Source organism: Bailinhaonella thermotolerans, assembly GCF_003594875.1.
Classification (GTDB): Bacteria; Actinomycetota; Actinomycetes; order Streptosporangiales; family Streptosporangiaceae; genus Bailinhaonella; species Bailinhaonella thermotolerans.
Genome location: NZ_QZEY01000037.1, coordinates 247 through 14696, shown reverse-complemented (window position 1 = coordinate 14696; position 14450 = coordinate 247). Strand labels below are relative to the sequence as shown.

Here is a 14450-nt window from a genome sequence, read left to right as displayed (position 1 = left end):
CAGGAACCCCGCCAACCGGCCCGCCTGCGCCCGCAGCGCCTCCTCCGACTTCGCCGACACCACCACGGGCACCGGCCGCGTGGCCGTACGGGCGGGGGACTCCAGGATCTCGGCCGGTACGGCCTCCGGCGCGGGCGGCACCGCGCCGGCGCCGATGACGGACGGCTCCTCGGCGGGCGGCTCCTCCAGGATGACGTGGGCGTTGGTGCCGGAGATGCCGAAGGAGGACACCGCCGCCCGGCGCGGCCGGCCCTCGGTCCGGGGCCAGGGCCGGGGCTCGGTCAGCAGCTCCACCGCCCCGCTGGACCAGTCGATCTTCGACGACGGGGCGTCCACGTGCAGCGTCTTCGGCAGCGTCTCGTGCCGCATCGCCAGGATCATCTTGATCACGCTGGCCACGCCGCCGGCCGCCTGGGTGTGGCCCAGGTTGGACTTGGCCGACCCCAGCCACAGCGGCGTCTCCCGGTCCTGGCCGTAGGTCGCCAGCAGCGCGTGCGCCTCGATCGGGTCGCCCAGCGCGGTCCCCGTGCCGTGCGCGTCCACCGCGTCCACGTCGGCGGGCTCCAGCCGGGCGGCGGCCAGCGCGTCCCGGATGAGCCGCTGCTGCGCCGGGCCGCTCGGCGCGGTCAGCCCGTTCGACCGGCCGTCCTGGTTGATCGCGGTGCCGCGGATGACGGCCAGCACCCGGTGCCCGTGCCGCCGCGCCGCGGACAGCCGCTCCACCACCAGCACCGCGACGCCCTCGGAGAACGCGGTGCCGTCGGCGGCGTCGGCGAACGCCTTCACCCGGCCGTCCGGGGCGAGTCCCCGCTGCCGGCTGAACGCGGTGAACATGCCCGGGCTGCCCATCACCGCCACCCCGCCGACCAGGGCCAGCGAGGACTCACCCGAGCGCAGCGAGGCGCAGGCCAGGTGCAGCGAGACGATCGCGCCGGAGCAGGCGGTGTCCACCGTGATCGCCGGTCCGCCCAGGCCGAGCAGGTAGGCCAGGCGCCCGGAGACCACGCTCGGCGCGTTGCCGGTCATCAGGTAGCCGTCCAGGCCCTCCGGAGCCTCGTGCACGCGCACGCCGTACTCGTGCACCTCGGCCCCGAAGAACGTGCCGACGGGCCGGTCGCGCAGCGACGTCGGGTCGATGCCGGCGTGCTCCAGCGCCGCCCAGCAGGTCTCCAGCACCACGCGCTGCTGCGGGTCCATGGCCAGCGCCTCGCGCGGGTTGATGCCGAAGAAGTCCGCGTCGAACCCCGTCGCGTCGGGCAGGAAGCCGCCCCGGCGCACGTAGCTCTTCCCCGGGGCGTCCGGGTCGGGGTCGAAGAGGTTCTCCAGGTCCCAGCCGCGGTCGGCGGGGAAGTCGCCGAGCACCTCGCGTTCCTCGGCGAAGATCCGCCACAGCCCCTCGGCCGAGTCGGCGCCGCCGGGGAACCGGCAGCCGATGCCGACGACGACGACCGGGTCGTCGTCGTCCGCCGTGCCGTCCCGGTCCTCCGCGCGGCTCCCGGCGGGCCCCGGCGTGGGCAGGCCGAGTACGGCGGCGCGGAGGTAGTCGGCGACCAGCGCGGGGGTGGGGTAGTCGAACGCCAGGGTCATCGGCAGGGCCACGCCGGTGGCCTCGACCAGCCGGTCGTGCAGGTCCACGGCGGCCAGCGAGTCGAGGCCGACCTCGCGGAAGGGCCGGCCGGAGGTCACCTCGGCCGGCTCGCCGCCCTCGACGTGGCGCAGCGCCTCCCTGGTCTCCCGGTGCACCAGCTCCAGGAGCACCCGGCGCTGCTCCGCGGCGGGAAGCTCGGCGAGGCCGCCCAGCCCGGCCTCGGAAGGACCGCCGTGGTTGCCCGGGGTTGCCATCATTCGCTCCAGGTGTCGGGATTTCGCGGCGGGTCGTAGACCCGTTGGGATCGCAGCCGGGAGACGGAGACGATCTCGCCCCCGCGGATCACCACTTCGGTGGGCGCGGGCCGGCCGAGGAACAGCGACAGGCTGGCCGTGAGGCCGTACGCGCCCGCGTGCGGGATGGTCACCAGGTCGCCCGGAGCCGGGTCGGGCAGCTCGGCGTCGCGGGCGAGCAGGTCGCCGGGCGTGCACAGCGGCCCGGCGAGCGCCGCCCTGCGGCCGGGCGCGTCGCCGTCCGGCGCGGGCTTGACCTGGACCGGGAGCAGCCGGCCCAGCCCGGCCATGCCGCCGAAGGCGTTGATTCCGGCGTCCAGGATGACGAAGGTGCGGCCCCGGCTCTCCTTGACGTTGACCACGGTGCAGTGCAGCTCGCCGCAGTCGGACACCAGGTACCGGCCGGACTCGCAGGCGATCCGCGGCGTGCCCTCCCGCCAGCGCGGCAGGTGCCGGTCCAGCGCCTCCTCCAGGCCCTTGCGCAGGCTCGGGTAACCGGGCCGCGTGCCGGGCACGCCGTACGGCGCGGCGAACCCGCCGCCGAGGTCCACCAGCTCCAGCGGCGCGCCCAGGACGCGCTCCACCTCGGCGGCCACCGTCACGGTGTGCCGGAACTCGCCGAGCAGGCTGTCCTCGTCGGCGGCGTTGCTGAGCGGGAAGAAGTGGGCGCCGATGATCCGGGTGCCCCGGACCTCGCGCATCGCGGCCACCCGCGCCGGCAGTTCCTCCATGTCGTTGCCGAACTGGGAGGGGGCGCCGGTCATCCGGATGCTGGTGGCGGCGGACGCGGTGGCGCTGTTGACGCGCAGCAGGCAGTCCGCGACGGTCCCGTGCGCGGTGGCGGCGGCCCCGATGTGCTCCAGGTCGGTGAGCGACTCCACGGAGAACAGCCGCACCCCGGCGGCGAGCGCCTCGGCCAGCTCGCCCGCCGTCTTGCCCGGGCCGGTGTAGAGGCAGTCGGCGCCGGCGAACCCGGCGGCCAGCGCGGCGGCCAGCTCCCCGGTGGAACTGATCTCCGCGTGGCAGCCGCCGCCCGGGGCCGTCCGCAGCGCGCGGGCCACGTCCGGGTGCGGGTTGGCCTTGAGCGCGTAGTAGATCGTGGTGCCCTCGGGCATCCAGTCGGCCAGGTCCCGGTACGCCGCCGTGACCCGGTCCAGGTCGTACACGTAGAGCGGGGACCCGAACCGCCGGACCAGCTCCTCCCGGGTGATCCCCGGCGGCTTCCGGTGGGGCCCGGCCTGCCGGGTGGCGGCGGGCGGCGCCGCGTCCGCGCGTCCGGCCTGCCGCGGCGCGGCGGGGGGCACGCCGTCCGGACGTCCGGCCTGCTGTGCCGTGGCGGGGGGCGCGCCGTCCGGGCGTCCGGCCTGCCGTGCCGTGGCGGCGGTCGCGGCGTCGGGGCGCGCCCGCCGGGGGTGGGTGGAGGCGTGCAGGCGGCGCAGCCGGTCGCGGGCGTGCTTGCCGTGCGCGGAGCGCGGGATCTCCGGGATCACCCGGCACACCGCGGGCACCTTGGCCGGCTCCAGCCGGGCGGCCAGCTCGCGGAGTACGGCGTGCGGCTCCAGCTTCACCCCGCCCGCGGCCTCCACGAAGACCGCCAGGTCGTGCTCGCCGTCGGGGGGCAGCGCGGCGGCCGCCCGGACTCCGGCGATGTCGAGGGCCGCCGCCTCGATCTCCACGGTGCTCATCCGGATGCCCCGGCGCTTGAACATGTCGTCCCGGCGGCCGTCGAAGTAGAGGTAGCCGTCCTCGTCGAGGTGGCCGTAGTCGCCGGTGTGCAGGCGTGTCTCCCCGGTCCGCGGGTCGGGGCGGAAGGTCTTGGCGGTCACCTCGGGGTTGCGCCAGTACCCCGGCATCACGTGCGGGCCGGTCACCACGATCTCCCCGGTCGTCCCCGGGGGCACCGGGTTCCCGTCCGCGTCGAGGATGTGCACGGTGGTGCCGGGCAGCGGCAGGCCGACGGAGTCGGGGCGCTCCAGCTCCTCCGCCGGCGGCATGACCGAGATGCGCTTGCACTCGGTCTGGCCGAACTGGCGGATCACCTTGGCGCCGGGGAAGTGGGCCCGCAGCGCCTCGATGGTGGCGGCGGGCAGCGCCGCGCCGGTGTTGGTGAACATCCGCACCCCGGTCGTGGGCTCGCCGCGCCGCTGCGCCGAAGCGATGATCATGTTGGCCAGTGAGGGCACGATCGGCACCACGGTCGCCCGGGTCCTCCGCAGGTGCTCGACGAGCCGCAGGTCGGAGCCGGCGTCGGCGAGGACGACCTCGGCCCCCACGGCGCAGGTCATCAGCACCTTGTACAGCCCGTAGTCCCAGGACATCGGGAAGCGGCAGAAGACCACGTCGTCCGGGCGGTAGCCGAGCGCCTCGGCGAGCGCCACGGTGGCGAAGGAGACCTGGGCGTGGGGGCAGATGACGGCCTTCGGAGCCGCCGTGCTGCCCGAGGTGTAGACGAGCGCGGCGGGGTCGGAGGGGTCGGCCGCGCTCGGTACGGCGGCGCGCGCGCCCCGGCCCGCCAGCTCGGTGACCTCGGCCCAGACCGTCTCGAAGTCGTGGACCGGCGCGCCGGTGAGACCGCGCACGGCGGCGGGTTTACCGCCCTCGGATTCGACGATCACCAGCGCCGGTTCGGCGTTTTCCAGCACCGAACGCAAATGGAAGCTTTTCATCGCCGGATTGAGCGGAACGAAGACGGCGGCGTGGCGTGAGACGCCGAAGAACAGCGCGGCCAGCCGCCGGTCGGTGGGGGCCTGCACCACGACCCGCTCGCCCGGGCCGACGCCGTATCCGGCCAGCCAGCAGGCCACCGCGTGGCTGTACGTGTCCAGTTCGTGATAGGTCCAGACCCCGCCGGCGTCCCTGACCGCTGGCGCCTCGGGAAACTCCGCGGCGCTTTGGTCGAGGAAGTCGTGGATGAATGTCCCGTTGTATCTCGGCCGGTTATCGCGCATAATCGCAAAACTCCCTCAGGCGGCAGAGTTCAGGCTAAGATGCGCGTCCGCCCCAGATGTACCCCTAGCCGCCCCTAACGTGGACCCCTGCGGCCTATGGCCGCGCGCGATTAGTCGCTTTCTCTTTCCGGCGGATTTCCGCGGTGATTTACCCGCCGTCACCGCCCCCGGACAAGGGCCCGGCGGCGGCCGTCCCGGCGCGGAGAAGCGGCCGGCGGGCGGGGTCCGGCAGAACCCCGCCCGCCGGCCGGTGAGGGTGGCGGCGCCCGTCAGGGGATCAGGGCTGGGCCGCGGCCGCGGTCACGGCGCGGGCCATGGCCTCGTGGCCCGCGGCGTTGGGGTGGAACCCGGCGGAGTCGATGTCGTTCATGGGCTCGACCCAGCGGGTGCCGCGGGGCTTGCACAGGTCGTGGCCGACGGAGCCGGTGTAGGTGTCGACGAACACGGCCCCGTGGGCGGCGGCGCGGGCGGCGAGCATGGCGTTGAGGCGCTTCTCGGTGTCGCGCAGCCACGGGGCGTCGCCCTTGGCGATGGGGACGATCGAGTGGCAGTTGGTGCCGTCGTCGGGCAGGATCACCGGGTAGCCGACGAGCAGGATCCGCGCGTCCGGCGCGCGGTCGCGGATGCCCTGGAGCACCGCGTCGATCCTGGGGGCGACGCCGTCGATCCGCTGGGCGAGCTGGTCGGTCCCGGACCAGGTGTAGCTGGCCTTGCACGGCGCGCCGAACGGGTTGACCTTCCCGAGGATGACGCAGCGGCCGATGATGCCGACGAAGTCGATGTCGTTGCCGCCGATCCCCACGGTCACCAGCCGGGTGTCCGGCGTCAGCGCGTCGAACTGCGGGGGCGCGGTCCCCTGCGAGGTCGTCATGTGCGCCGTGGTCGCGCCGCTGCAACTGGCGTCGGTGAAGGAGGCGGGGGCCAGGGCGGCGGCCGTGAGCGTGGGGTAGTTGCGGTCGGATCGGCCGCAGTTGGCGTCGGTCTCCACGGGGATCCCGGTGCCGGCGGTGTAGGAGTCGCCGAGCGCCACGTAGGGGCCGGGGGAGGCGGCGTGCGCGGCGGGCGCGCCGGCCGCGAGAGCCGTACCCGCGACGGCGGCGGCCGCGATCGCGGAGAGCAGGCGGCGGAGCGGTCGCGGGGCGCGCCGGGCGGGGGAGGGGGAGTCTGCGGGCATGACGGAACCTCACGGGTCGCAGGGGGAACGGGCCGAGGTACGCCGATGGCCGGCCGGGGGCGGCGGACGGAGTGGGGGCTGCGCGCACAGCGGGAACAGGCGGGAGACCGGCTCCGGGGCCAATTTCCTACCAAGTGGTAGAATTGATCACCCTGGAGCCGGTGTCAATACCCGGCCCGCCGCGCCGGCGACTCGGTGCCGGTTCTCGCGACGTGTCGGTCGGTGCGACCGTGGTGAGGCTGGCCGGATCGGGCGGAACGCCCTCCGGATCGGGGTGCCCTCCGGACCGGCGTGGCCCCCCGGATCGGGGTGCCCTCCGGGCCGGGGGTGCCCTCGGGGGAGGCCGGGGCGCGCCCGGTCACTGGTGCCTGGTGAAGAACTCCAGGAGTTCGGGGGCCAGGGCCTGCGGGGTCACGTCGGGGGTCTGCCCGGGCAGGACACGGTGGACGGCGGCGGGGATCGCCCGGGCGAGGGCGCTGCCGGTGCGCCGGGTCCGCGCGGGGCTCCGGCCGCTGTTGAGGACGAGGGCGGGCCGCCGGACGGCGGCGGCCGTCGCCAGCGGGGCCGGCGGCTCCCACAGGACCAGGCAGATGATGGCGGGCAGCCGGACGGTGGCCTCCAGCGCCAGGACCGCGCCGGAGGATCCGCCGAAGACGCCCGCGCGCCCGCCCGTCGCCCCGATCACCGCCGCCAGGTCCTCGATCTCGCGGTCGAGCCCGGCCCAGCCGCGCCGCTCGTAGGTCACCGCCGTGAACCACGGGGAGAGGAGCCGGGCCACCTCGGCGAGCGCGAGCCGGTCGGCGGACGCGCCGTGGACGAGGACGATCACCGGGCCCGCGCCGCGGCGGTCGAACACGACTCGCGTGCCGTCCGCCGACGTCACGGTCCCGGTGATCGCACCGGGTGAGCCCACCTCAGCTTGCGGGGGCGGCCGCGATGCACAGGGCCGACCAGTGGTGGCCGTCCGGGTCGATGAAGTGACGCTGGTAGCGGCCGCCCGCGGTGACGGCCTCGCCGAGCTCCTGGGCGCCGGCCGCGACGGCCTTGCCGACCATCTCGTCCACCTGGTTCTGGTCGTCCAGGCCGAGGACCAGGATCGCCTGGGTGGTCTGCGCCGGGTCGGCGACCTCGTTCCTGGCGTATCCGGCGAAGGTCGGCTTGGTCAGCAGCATGACCTGCGTGCGCTCGCTGATGATCACCGACGCCATGTCGTCGGTCATCCCGAAGTACTTGAAGCCCAGCGCGGCGTAGAAGTTCTTGGAGCGCTCGAGGTCGGCGACGGGGACGTTGACGAACAGCGTGAACTCGGACATCTCGGTTTTCCTTTTCCCTTGGGGGGTTTCGGTTCCTTGTGTCTTCAGTCTGCTGATCGCGCGCCCCCGGGGCTTGGATCTGAGCGCACGGGCCTTGCACATCCGCGTCAGGCTCCCGGCGCGCATCCGCGCGGGCTTCCGGCCCGCATGCGCGCGGGCTCCAGGCGGGCACCCACGTAGGCTTCCGGCCGGCATCCGCGCAGGTCTCCGGCCCGTATACGCGTCAGGCTCCGACGGCCGCCCGCCGCGCCCGTGCCGGGCTCAGCCGGCCGGCACCAGGCTCGCCCCGCCGTACTCCACGGGCGGTACCGCTCAGCCGGCGGCCCGCATCAGGCTCGCCCGGCGGTACTCCACGGGCGGCACCCCGTACGCCTGCCGGAACAGGCGGCTGAAGTGCGCCGGGTCGCTCAGGCCCCAGCGGGCGGCGATGGCGCCGACGGGCTGGTCGAAGTTGACCGGGTCGGCCAGGTCCCGGCGGCAGCGTTCGAGCCGGCGCCGCCGGATCCAGGCGGCGAGGGTGGTGTCCTGCGAGGCGAACAGCCGGTGCAGGTAGCGCAGCGAGACGTGGTGCGCGGCGGCGACCGCCGCGGGGCCGAGGCTCTCGTCCGCCAGGTGCTGCTCGATGAAGGCGTGGATCCGCCGCAGCAGCGCCTGCTCCCGGGTCTCCGGCGCCAGCTCCGCGACCCGCGACGCCCGCTCGGCGACGGTGGTGGTCAGCAGGTCCATGACCACCGAGGAGAGCCGGGCCGCGCTGGCGGGCTGGTAGGTGTCCACGTCCTGGGCGACGCGGCTCAGCAGCGGGACCGCCAGCGCCGCGGCGCCGCCGGAACCCGAGATCGGCACGGCGGTCAGCCCGGACACCGCCTCGGACGCCACGGCCAGCATCTCGCGCGGGAAACTGAACACCGCCAGCTCCACCGTCGAGTCGTAGACCAGCTCGTACGGCCGCGCGAAGTCGTAGAGCGCCAGGTCGCCCGCGTTCAGCCGCGCCGACCGCCCGTCCTGCTCCACCAGCAGGCTCCCGGAGACGGGCATCACCACCCGGTAGTGCTCCTGGCTCCCCTTGCGGATGAGCCCCGGCGTCCGGACGATCCGGTGCGGCGTCGCGGTGTGGATACGCCCGACCTCCAGCGGCCCGAGCCGCGCCGCCTCGATCTGCCCCCACAGCGGGACGTCCCGGTCCATGTGGACGTCGAGCGGCCCGAGCGTGTCGCACACCACGCTCAGCCAGGCCTCGGCGCGCTGCGCCGCGGGCAGGTCGTCCGCCCGGATGAGAACGCCCAAACCGCCACCCTCCACGATCTGCGGCCGATCATAGAGGCCCCCCGGGACCGGCGTAAGCCCGCGAACCGGCGCGAATCCCTGCCCGGCCGGGACCCCGCCGCGCGTGCGCCCCGCCCCGAGGCGACGCCGTACGGCTCGCGCCGGGGGCGCGCGGCCGGGCGGACGTGGGCTAGGAGGAGCCCTCGCGGCGGGCGCGGGCGCGGCGTTTCCCCTCGTGCATCGCCTGGACCCGGGCGACCGGGATCGTGTGCCCCTCCTCGACGAGGTCGGCGGGCAGCGGCCGGGCCGGGGGCATCAGCTCCGCCCACGGGTCGCCGGACCCGAGCAGCCCCGGCACCGTGCGGATCGTGAAGTCCCCGGGCGAGACGCCGTCCAGGTCCTCCCAGGCGACGGGGAACGACACCGGCGCCCCGGGCCGGATCCGCGGGCTGTAGGCGGCGACCACCGTGGCCCCGCCGGCCCGCGTCGAGTCCAGGAACACCTTCCCGCCGCGGTCCTCCCGGATGAACGCGGTGGTCGTGAGCTCCGGGTCGATCCGCTCGGCCCGCGCCGCCAGCGCCCGCGTCGCCGCCGCCAGGTCCTCGGCCCCGGTGCCCTCCGGCACGGGCACGAACACGTGCACGCCCTTGGCCCCGCTCGTCTTCACCGCCCCGGCCAGGCCCGAGTCGTCCAGCGCCCGCCGTACGACGTGGGCGGTCCGCGCCACGAGGGAGAAGCCGCCGCCCTCCGGCGGGTCGATGTCGATCACCATGTGGGTCGGGTGCCCCTCCCGCGCCAGCGCGGGGTGGTACTCCACGGCCCGCTGGTTCGCGAACCACAGCAGCGTGCGGCGATCCTCGCAGAGGGCGTAGGTGACGGTCCGCCGCGAGGCGTCGGCCCACGCCGAGACCGTCGGGATCCACTCCGGGGCGTACTTGGGCAGGTTCTTCTGCATGAACGGCGGCTGCCCCGGCCGCGCCCGCACCACCGACAGCGCCCGGCCGCGCAGGACGGGCAGCAGCCGGTCCCGCACCGCGTCCAGGTAGTCGACGAGATCCCGCTTGACCGCCCCGGACCCGTCGAACAGCACCTGGTCGAGATTGGTCAGCGAGACCCCGTCACGAACCTCGTCCTCGGCCATCGCCCCACGATGTCCCCCGGAAACGCCGAGGTCAACCCACGACGGCGATCTTCGGTCCGGACCGGGCCCGGCCGTGGGGCGCCTCCGCGCGCGCCGTACGCTGCGCAGTTGTACGGCTGCACGCCGCGGCCGCGCCGGGCCGGCTGAGACCGGGAGGCGCCCGCACCAGCATCGAGGGGAAAGCACGACATGGACATGATGCGACTCAAGGACCGCCGGATCCTGATCACCGGGGCCGCGTCCGGCATCGGCCAGGCGAGCGCGCTGCGGCTGCTCGCCGAGGGCGCCCGGGTGGTCGCCGCCGACATCGCCGAGGACGGGCTGAAGGAGACCGCCGCCCGGGCCGGGGCGGCGGGCACGGCGGAGCGGCTGACCACCGAGGTGATCGACATCGCCGACGAGGCGTCGGTCCAGCGGGTCGTGGGCGGGGCCGTGGAACGGCTGGGCGGACTGGACGCGCTGGTCAACACCGCGGCGATCCTGCGCGGCGCGCACACGCACGAGTGCTCGCTGGAGCTCTGGAACAAGGTGATCTCGGTGAACCTCACCGGCACCTTCCTGGTGACGCGCGCCGCGCTCCCCGCGCTGCTGGAGACCGGGCGCGGCGTCATCGTCAACTTCAGCTCGACGTCGGCGTTCTTCGCCCACCCGTTCATGGCCGCCTACTCGGCGAGCAAGGGCGCGATCGCCTCCTTCACGCACAGCATCGCCTCGGAGTACGCCAAGCGGGGGCTGCGCGCGGTCAACGTCGTGCCCGGCGGGATCAGCAGCGGCATCACCGACAACATCGGCAAGCTGGTGCCCGAGGACACCGACTGGAGCCTGTACGCCAAGCTGACCCCCGCGCTGGAGGGCGGCATGCCCGGCCCGGACAAGGTCGCGGGCGTGGTCGCGATGCTCGTCTCCGACGACGCCGCGTTCATCACCGGCACCGAGATCCGCGTGGACGGCGGCGCCCACTTCTGACCCGGGTACGGCTCCCGCCTGCGGGGCGGGAGCCGTACACCCGGCGGAAGCCACGAGCGCCTCCCCGGCCGGAGCCGGCCGATCCCGTCAAGGACCCGGGGCCGGCCGGGCGGAGGGGCGGCCCCGGCCGGCGCGGCGCTCGCCCGCGTCCTCGCCGTCAGGCGGAGTCGGACATCAGCCAGTCGAGCATCGCCGGGGTGGCGTCGAAGTGGGCGGCGTGCCCGGCCCCGGGGTCGGTGCGCAGGGTGGCGGTGGGGATGCGGGAGGCCAGCCAGCGGGAGTGGGCGGCCGGGACGAGGGTGTCCAGGTCGCCGTGCCAGAGGTAGACCGGGACGGTGATCTTGGCGGGGTCGAAGCCCCAGGGCAGGCCGTAGAGGGCCATGGTGTCGTCGATCGCGCCGTCCGGGCCGGGACGCATGGCCTCGGCGTACGCGGGGCCGATCATGGCGCGGATCTCGGGGCGGGACAGGATGGGCTGCTCGATCGGGGGGAGGATCGAGGGGAGGTCGGCGGCGATCTCGGCCTTCATGTGGGCCTCCAGCGCGTCGCGGCCCTGGGCGGCGGCTCTGGCCTCGTCGGCGTTCATCTCGATCAGCCCGGCGTACCAGTCCAGGCCGTCGGCGTCGATCGGGGCGGGGCAGGCCAGGGCGGCCACCCGCTCCACCCGGCCGGGCAGCAGCGCGGCGCAGGCCAGGGCGTGCGGGCCGCCGCCGGACACGCCGAACACGCGGAACCGGTCGAGTCCGAGCGCGTCGGCGATCGCCGCGACGTCCGCCGCCGCGTCCGCGATCCGGCGGCCCCGCATCGGGCTGGACTCGCCGAAGCCCGGCCGGTCGTAGGTGATCAGCCGGATCCCCAGCCGCCGGAACATCTCCTCGTCAGGGTGCCGGGCCAGCCGGCTCAGCGGCGTCCCGTGCAGGTAGACGACCGGCCGCCCCGACGGCTCCGCCCATTCCTCGACCGCCAGCGTCCGTCCGTCGTCCGTGCGTACCTCAAGCATGCGGGAACGCTATCGGCCCCGGCCGTACCGGAACAGACCTACAGATATGCCCTCAGCGGATCCGCCCTCAGCGGACATGACCTGGGCTCATGGGACGGTCACCTCGACCGTCCTCCCGTCCGGATCCCGCAGCAGGTGCGTGCCGGGGGGCAGCGCGCCGGTCTCGCCGCACGTGAACCCGATCCGGAGCCGGCCCGTCTCAGCCCGCGTCCCGGCGGGGTACAGCTCCAGCACGAACCCGTCCCCGGTGACCGCCGCGAAGTGCCGCGGCCCCTCCCCGTGCCTCTCCTCGCCGAACCTGAGTCCGAGCGAGGAGTAGAACTCCACGCAGGCCTCCAGCCGCCGCGTGTAGATCACCAGAAGTGAGACCGTCACGAGACCTCCTCGGGGTTCCGCCGCTGATCGTACGGCGGGCCGCCCGCGTCAGTCACGGAGTCCTCGGGGAGGAGGTGGGACAGCAGGAGCTTGATGAGGAGGACCGGGGCGAACCAGGCGAGCTCCCGGGGGAAGGGGACCACGCTCGTGCCGACCGTCAGGGCGAGCGCCGTGGCGGCGAAGGCGGTGGGCCGGCGGAGCGCCCCGGGCACGGCGGTCACCGCGAGCGCCCCGGCCAGGATCAGGCCGTAGAGGGTGGCGGCGGCGCCCCAGGAGACCCCGGGGACCGCCCACGCGAGCACGAACGGGTGCAGGTGGAGGGCCACGAACGCCAGCCGGTGGCGGTCCGTGCGCCCCGGGCGGTGGAAGTGCCGCTTGGCCGACCGCGTCGCGTTGACGACCGCCCCGCCGTACAGGTCGAAGGCGATCACCGTGACGACGGCCACGGACAGCGGGGGCAGGCGCGCGCCGAGCGCGATCGCCAGGGCGAGGACGGCGCCCGCGGCGGCGGCCCCGAACCCGGCCACGACCTCGCCTGACGTGGCGCCCGGGGCGACGAGACGGTCGAGGAGCCTCATGCCCGGACCCCCTCGACGCCCAGGGCCACGATGTCGTCGGCCAGCCCGGCGAGGTCCACCGCGGGATCGGCCAGCCACTGCAGGAGACAGCCCTCGATCAGGCCGACGACCAGCGTCGCGTGGCGCTCTCCCACGCCGGGCCGCAGCGCCCCCTCGGCGGCGGCCTGGCGCAGCAGGTCCGCGATCACCTCCCGGTGCCTGCCGTACACGGCCGCCATGTCCAGGGGAGGGGCCGTGGCCCAGAGCCGGAGCATGACGATCGCGTGGTCCCGGTGCCCGGCGAGCGTCTCGACCGTCCCGCGCACCAGCCGTTCCAGCCGCGTCAGCGCCGGCCCCTCGCCGAGGGCGTCCAGCACGGCCGCGGACCGCGCGGCGTACTCCTCGAAGACCCCCGCGAGCAGCGCCTCGCGCCCCGGGAAGGAGAGGTAGATCGTCCCCTTGGCCAGCCCGGCCTCGGCGGCGACGTCCTCGATCCTGGCCTCGGCGTACCCCTTGCGCGCGAACACCCGCACGGCGGCCGCCAGGATCTCCCGCCGCCGCGCCTCCTTGTCCACCATCCTCGGTGCCATGGGACAAGAATGACTGACCAGTCAGTCATTATCAAGGGGAGAGGCGGGCGATACGGTGTGGAACGCTCAGCAAGCAGTTCGACTGGAGGTCGATGTCATGTCATATCCGGAGCCGCGGTATCTGGGGGAGTCCGGGGAGGTCAGCGCGGTCTACCGCCCCGCGGGCTCGCCGCCGGAACTCACCTACCCCAACGGCAACACCGTGGAGTACCTGGCCACGGGGGAGTCCACGAACGGCCAGTTCGGCCTCTACAAGTGGAACATGGGCCCCGAGCCCAGCGGCCCCGGCCCGCACTTCCACCGCACGCTGTCGGAGTCGTTCTTCATCCTGAGCGGCACCGTGAAGATCTACAACGGTGAGAAGTGGCTCGACACCACCCCCGGCGACTGGGTCCACGTCCCCGAGGGCGGCATCCACGGCTTCCGCAACGAGTCCGGCGAGCCCGCGACGATGCTGCTCCACTTCTCCCCGGGCGCCCCCCGCGAGGGCTACTTCGAGGGCCTCCTCGACTTCGCCGTGAACGGCCGCCCCTCGGACGAAGAGGTCCAGGAGTTCTACCGCTACCACGACAACTACTGGCTCTGACCCCTACTTGTAGGGCTGGGTGATGACCTCGAGGTTGTGGCCGTCGGGGTCGTCGAAGTAGACGCCGCGGCCGCCGTACAGGTGGTTGATCTCGCCCGCCGTACGGTGGCCCGGGTCGGCCCAGTAGGGGAGCCCGCGCCGGCGGATCCGCGCGAAGATCTCGTCGAACTCCGCCTCGGTCACGATGAAGCAGTAGTGGATGCGTGGAATCTCGTCGGCGTCCATGAAGTCGAGCGTGACGCCGTTGGCCGTCTCGACCGGGATGAACGGCCCGAACTGCGGCCCGGCCGCCAGCCCGAGGATGTCCGCCAGGAACGCGGCCGAGGCCCGCTTGTCCCGGCAGGGGACGATGGTGTGGTTCAACTCGACGGCCATCCGAGCCTCCCGGAGCGTTCGCTTCCCGCTGCTTCCCGCGACCACGACACCACTGTCCATACCCGTTGTCGAGCGCGGTGGCCGGGCCGTTTCGTACGGCGGTGCCGGGGCTACCGTGCGCGATGGCGTCCAGGTGGGGCGGGGTGTTCGCCCGGAATTACCCATACGCCCCATGCGTTATACCTGGCATCACGTCATGGAACGGTCATGACCGGTCGCCGCGCAGGTGGCCGCGTTGGGTGGCCGGTCAATCCGGGGCAAATCGGATGGAATGTCCCGGA

At 74.4% G+C, this 14450-nt stretch carries 14 protein-coding genes; 2 read left to right on the top strand and 12 right to left on the bottom strand.

Annotated elements, in window-relative coordinates; all coding sequences use genetic code 11:
* From D5H75_RS40385 to D5H75_RS40350, 7 genes are all read right to left on the bottom strand, one after another.
* Window positions 1-1845, bottom strand: a 1845-nt coding sequence (locus D5H75_RS40385) for a type I polyketide synthase (RefSeq protein ID WP_277950012.1), incomplete at its 3' end; no start/stop codon positions are given.
* On the bottom strand, window positions 1842-4829 hold the full coding sequence (locus D5H75_RS43895) for an AMP-binding protein (protein WP_242454797.1): 2988 nt from the start codon (window positions 4827-4829) through the stop codon (window positions 1842-1844). The genes D5H75_RS40385 and D5H75_RS43895, both read right to left, overlap by 4 nt.
* A 277-nt stretch (window positions 4830-5106) precedes the next feature.
* On the bottom strand, window positions 5107-6003 hold the full coding sequence (locus D5H75_RS40370; RefSeq protein WP_119931926.1) for an SGNH/GDSL hydrolase family protein: 897 nt from the start codon (window positions 6001-6003) through the stop codon (window positions 5107-5109).
* A 358-nt stretch (window positions 6004-6361) separates the two neighbouring features.
* Window positions 6362-6886, bottom strand: a complete 525-nt coding sequence (locus D5H75_RS40365; protein WP_242454796.1) for an alpha/beta fold hydrolase — start codon at window positions 6884-6886, stop codon at window positions 6362-6364.
* Window positions 6887-6917: 31 nt separating this feature from the next.
* Window positions 6918-7316, bottom strand: a complete 399-nt coding sequence (locus D5H75_RS40360; protein WP_202638994.1) for a VOC family protein — start codon at window positions 7314-7316, stop codon at window positions 6918-6920.
* Between the two features lie 312 nt (window positions 7317-7628).
* Complete coding sequence (locus D5H75_RS40355; protein WP_119931923.1) at window positions 7629-8600, bottom strand: AraC-like ligand-binding domain-containing protein; 972 nt, start codon at window positions 8598-8600, stop codon at window positions 7629-7631.
* Window positions 8601-8769: 169 nt separating this feature from the next.
* A complete protein-coding gene (locus tag D5H75_RS40350) occupies window positions 8770-9720 on the bottom strand; it encodes a DNA polymerase domain-containing protein (RefSeq protein ID WP_119931922.1) in 951 nt (316 codons plus the stop codon).
* Between the two features lie 189 nt (window positions 9721-9909).
* On the opposite strand from D5H75_RS40350, the gene D5H75_RS40345 reads away from it, so the two are divergent.
* Window positions 9910-10686, top strand: a complete 777-nt coding sequence (locus tag D5H75_RS40345; protein ID WP_242454795.1) for an SDR family NAD(P)-dependent oxidoreductase — start codon at window positions 9910-9912, stop codon at window positions 10684-10686.
* A gap of 157 nt (window positions 10687-10843) precedes the next feature.
* On the opposite strand, the gene D5H75_RS40340 is transcribed toward D5H75_RS40345, so the two are convergent.
* From D5H75_RS40340 to D5H75_RS40325, 4 genes are all read right to left on the bottom strand, one after another.
* Entirely contained in the window at window positions 10844-11686 is an 843-nt protein-coding gene (locus tag D5H75_RS40340; RefSeq protein WP_119931921.1) for an alpha/beta fold hydrolase, read from the bottom strand.
* A gap of 87 nt (window positions 11687-11773) precedes the next feature.
* Window positions 11774-12061 (bottom strand): VOC family protein, encoded by a 288-nt coding sequence (locus tag D5H75_RS40335; RefSeq protein WP_119931920.1) that lies wholly within the window; start codon window positions 12059-12061, stop codon window positions 11774-11776.
* Window positions 12058-12639, bottom strand: a complete 582-nt coding sequence (locus D5H75_RS40330; RefSeq protein ID WP_119931919.1) for a hypothetical protein — start codon at window positions 12637-12639, stop codon at window positions 12058-12060. Before D5H75_RS40330 ends, D5H75_RS40335 begins: the two co-directional genes overlap by 4 nt.
* Complete coding sequence (locus D5H75_RS40325; protein WP_119931918.1) at window positions 12636-13208, bottom strand: TetR/AcrR family transcriptional regulator; 573 nt, start codon at window positions 13206-13208, stop codon at window positions 12636-12638. Before D5H75_RS40325 ends, D5H75_RS40330 begins: the two co-directional genes overlap by 4 nt.
* A 97-nt stretch (window positions 13209-13305) precedes the next feature.
* Here D5H75_RS40325 and D5H75_RS40320 point away from each other — a divergent pair, with 97 nt between their 5' ends.
* Window positions 13306-13794: a cupin domain-containing protein gene (locus tag D5H75_RS40320; RefSeq protein WP_119931917.1), complete on the top strand. Its 489-nt coding sequence runs from the start codon at window positions 13306-13308 to the stop codon at window positions 13792-13794.
* A 3-nt stretch (window positions 13795-13797) separates the two neighbouring features.
* On the opposite strand, the gene D5H75_RS40315 is transcribed toward D5H75_RS40320, so the two are convergent.
* Window positions 13798-14169, bottom strand: coding sequence for a VOC family protein (locus D5H75_RS40315; RefSeq protein WP_119931916.1), 372 nt, complete (start codon window positions 14167-14169; stop codon window positions 13798-13800).
* Between the last annotated feature and the right edge of the window lie 281 nt (window positions 14170-14450).

What these genes read in the sequence shown, in the direction of transcription:
- D5H75_RS40370 (WP_119931926.1), bottom strand. Translation starts at nt 6,003, where the DNA reads ATGCCCGCAGACTCCCCCTCCCCCGCCCGGCGCGCCCCGCGACCGCTC.
- D5H75_RS40360 (WP_202638994.1), bottom strand. Translation starts at nt 7,316, where the DNA reads ATGTCCGAGTTCACGCTGTTCGTCAACGTCCCCGTCGCCGACCTCGAG.
- D5H75_RS40320 (WP_119931917.1), top strand. Translation starts at nt 13,306, where the DNA reads ATGTCATATCCGGAGCCGCGGTATCTGGGGGAGTCCGGGGAGGTCAGC.
- D5H75_RS43895 (WP_242454797.1), bottom strand. Translation starts at nt 4,829, where the DNA reads ATGCGCGATAACCGGCCGAGATACAACGGGACATTCATCCACGACTTC.
- D5H75_RS40330 (WP_119931919.1), bottom strand. Translation starts at nt 12,639, where the DNA reads ATGAGGCTCCTCGACCGTCTCGTCGCCCCGGGCGCCACGTCAGGCGAG.
- D5H75_RS40345 (WP_242454795.1), top strand. Translation starts at nt 9,910, where the DNA reads ATGGACATGATGCGACTCAAGGACCGCCGGATCCTGATCACCGGGGCC.
- D5H75_RS40325 (WP_119931918.1), bottom strand. Translation starts at nt 13,208, where the DNA reads ATGGCACCGAGGATGGTGGACAAGGAGGCGCGGCGGCGGGAGATCCTG.
- D5H75_RS40350 (WP_119931922.1), bottom strand. Translation starts at nt 9,720, where the DNA reads ATGGCCGAGGACGAGGTTCGTGACGGGGTCTCGCTGACCAATCTCGAC.
- D5H75_RS40315 (WP_119931916.1), bottom strand. Translation starts at nt 14,169, where the DNA reads ATGGCCGTCGAGTTGAACCACACCATCGTCCCCTGCCGGGACAAGCGG.
- D5H75_RS40340 (WP_119931921.1), bottom strand. Translation starts at nt 11,686, where the DNA reads ATGCTTGAGGTACGCACGGACGACGGACGGACGCTGGCGGTCGAGGAA.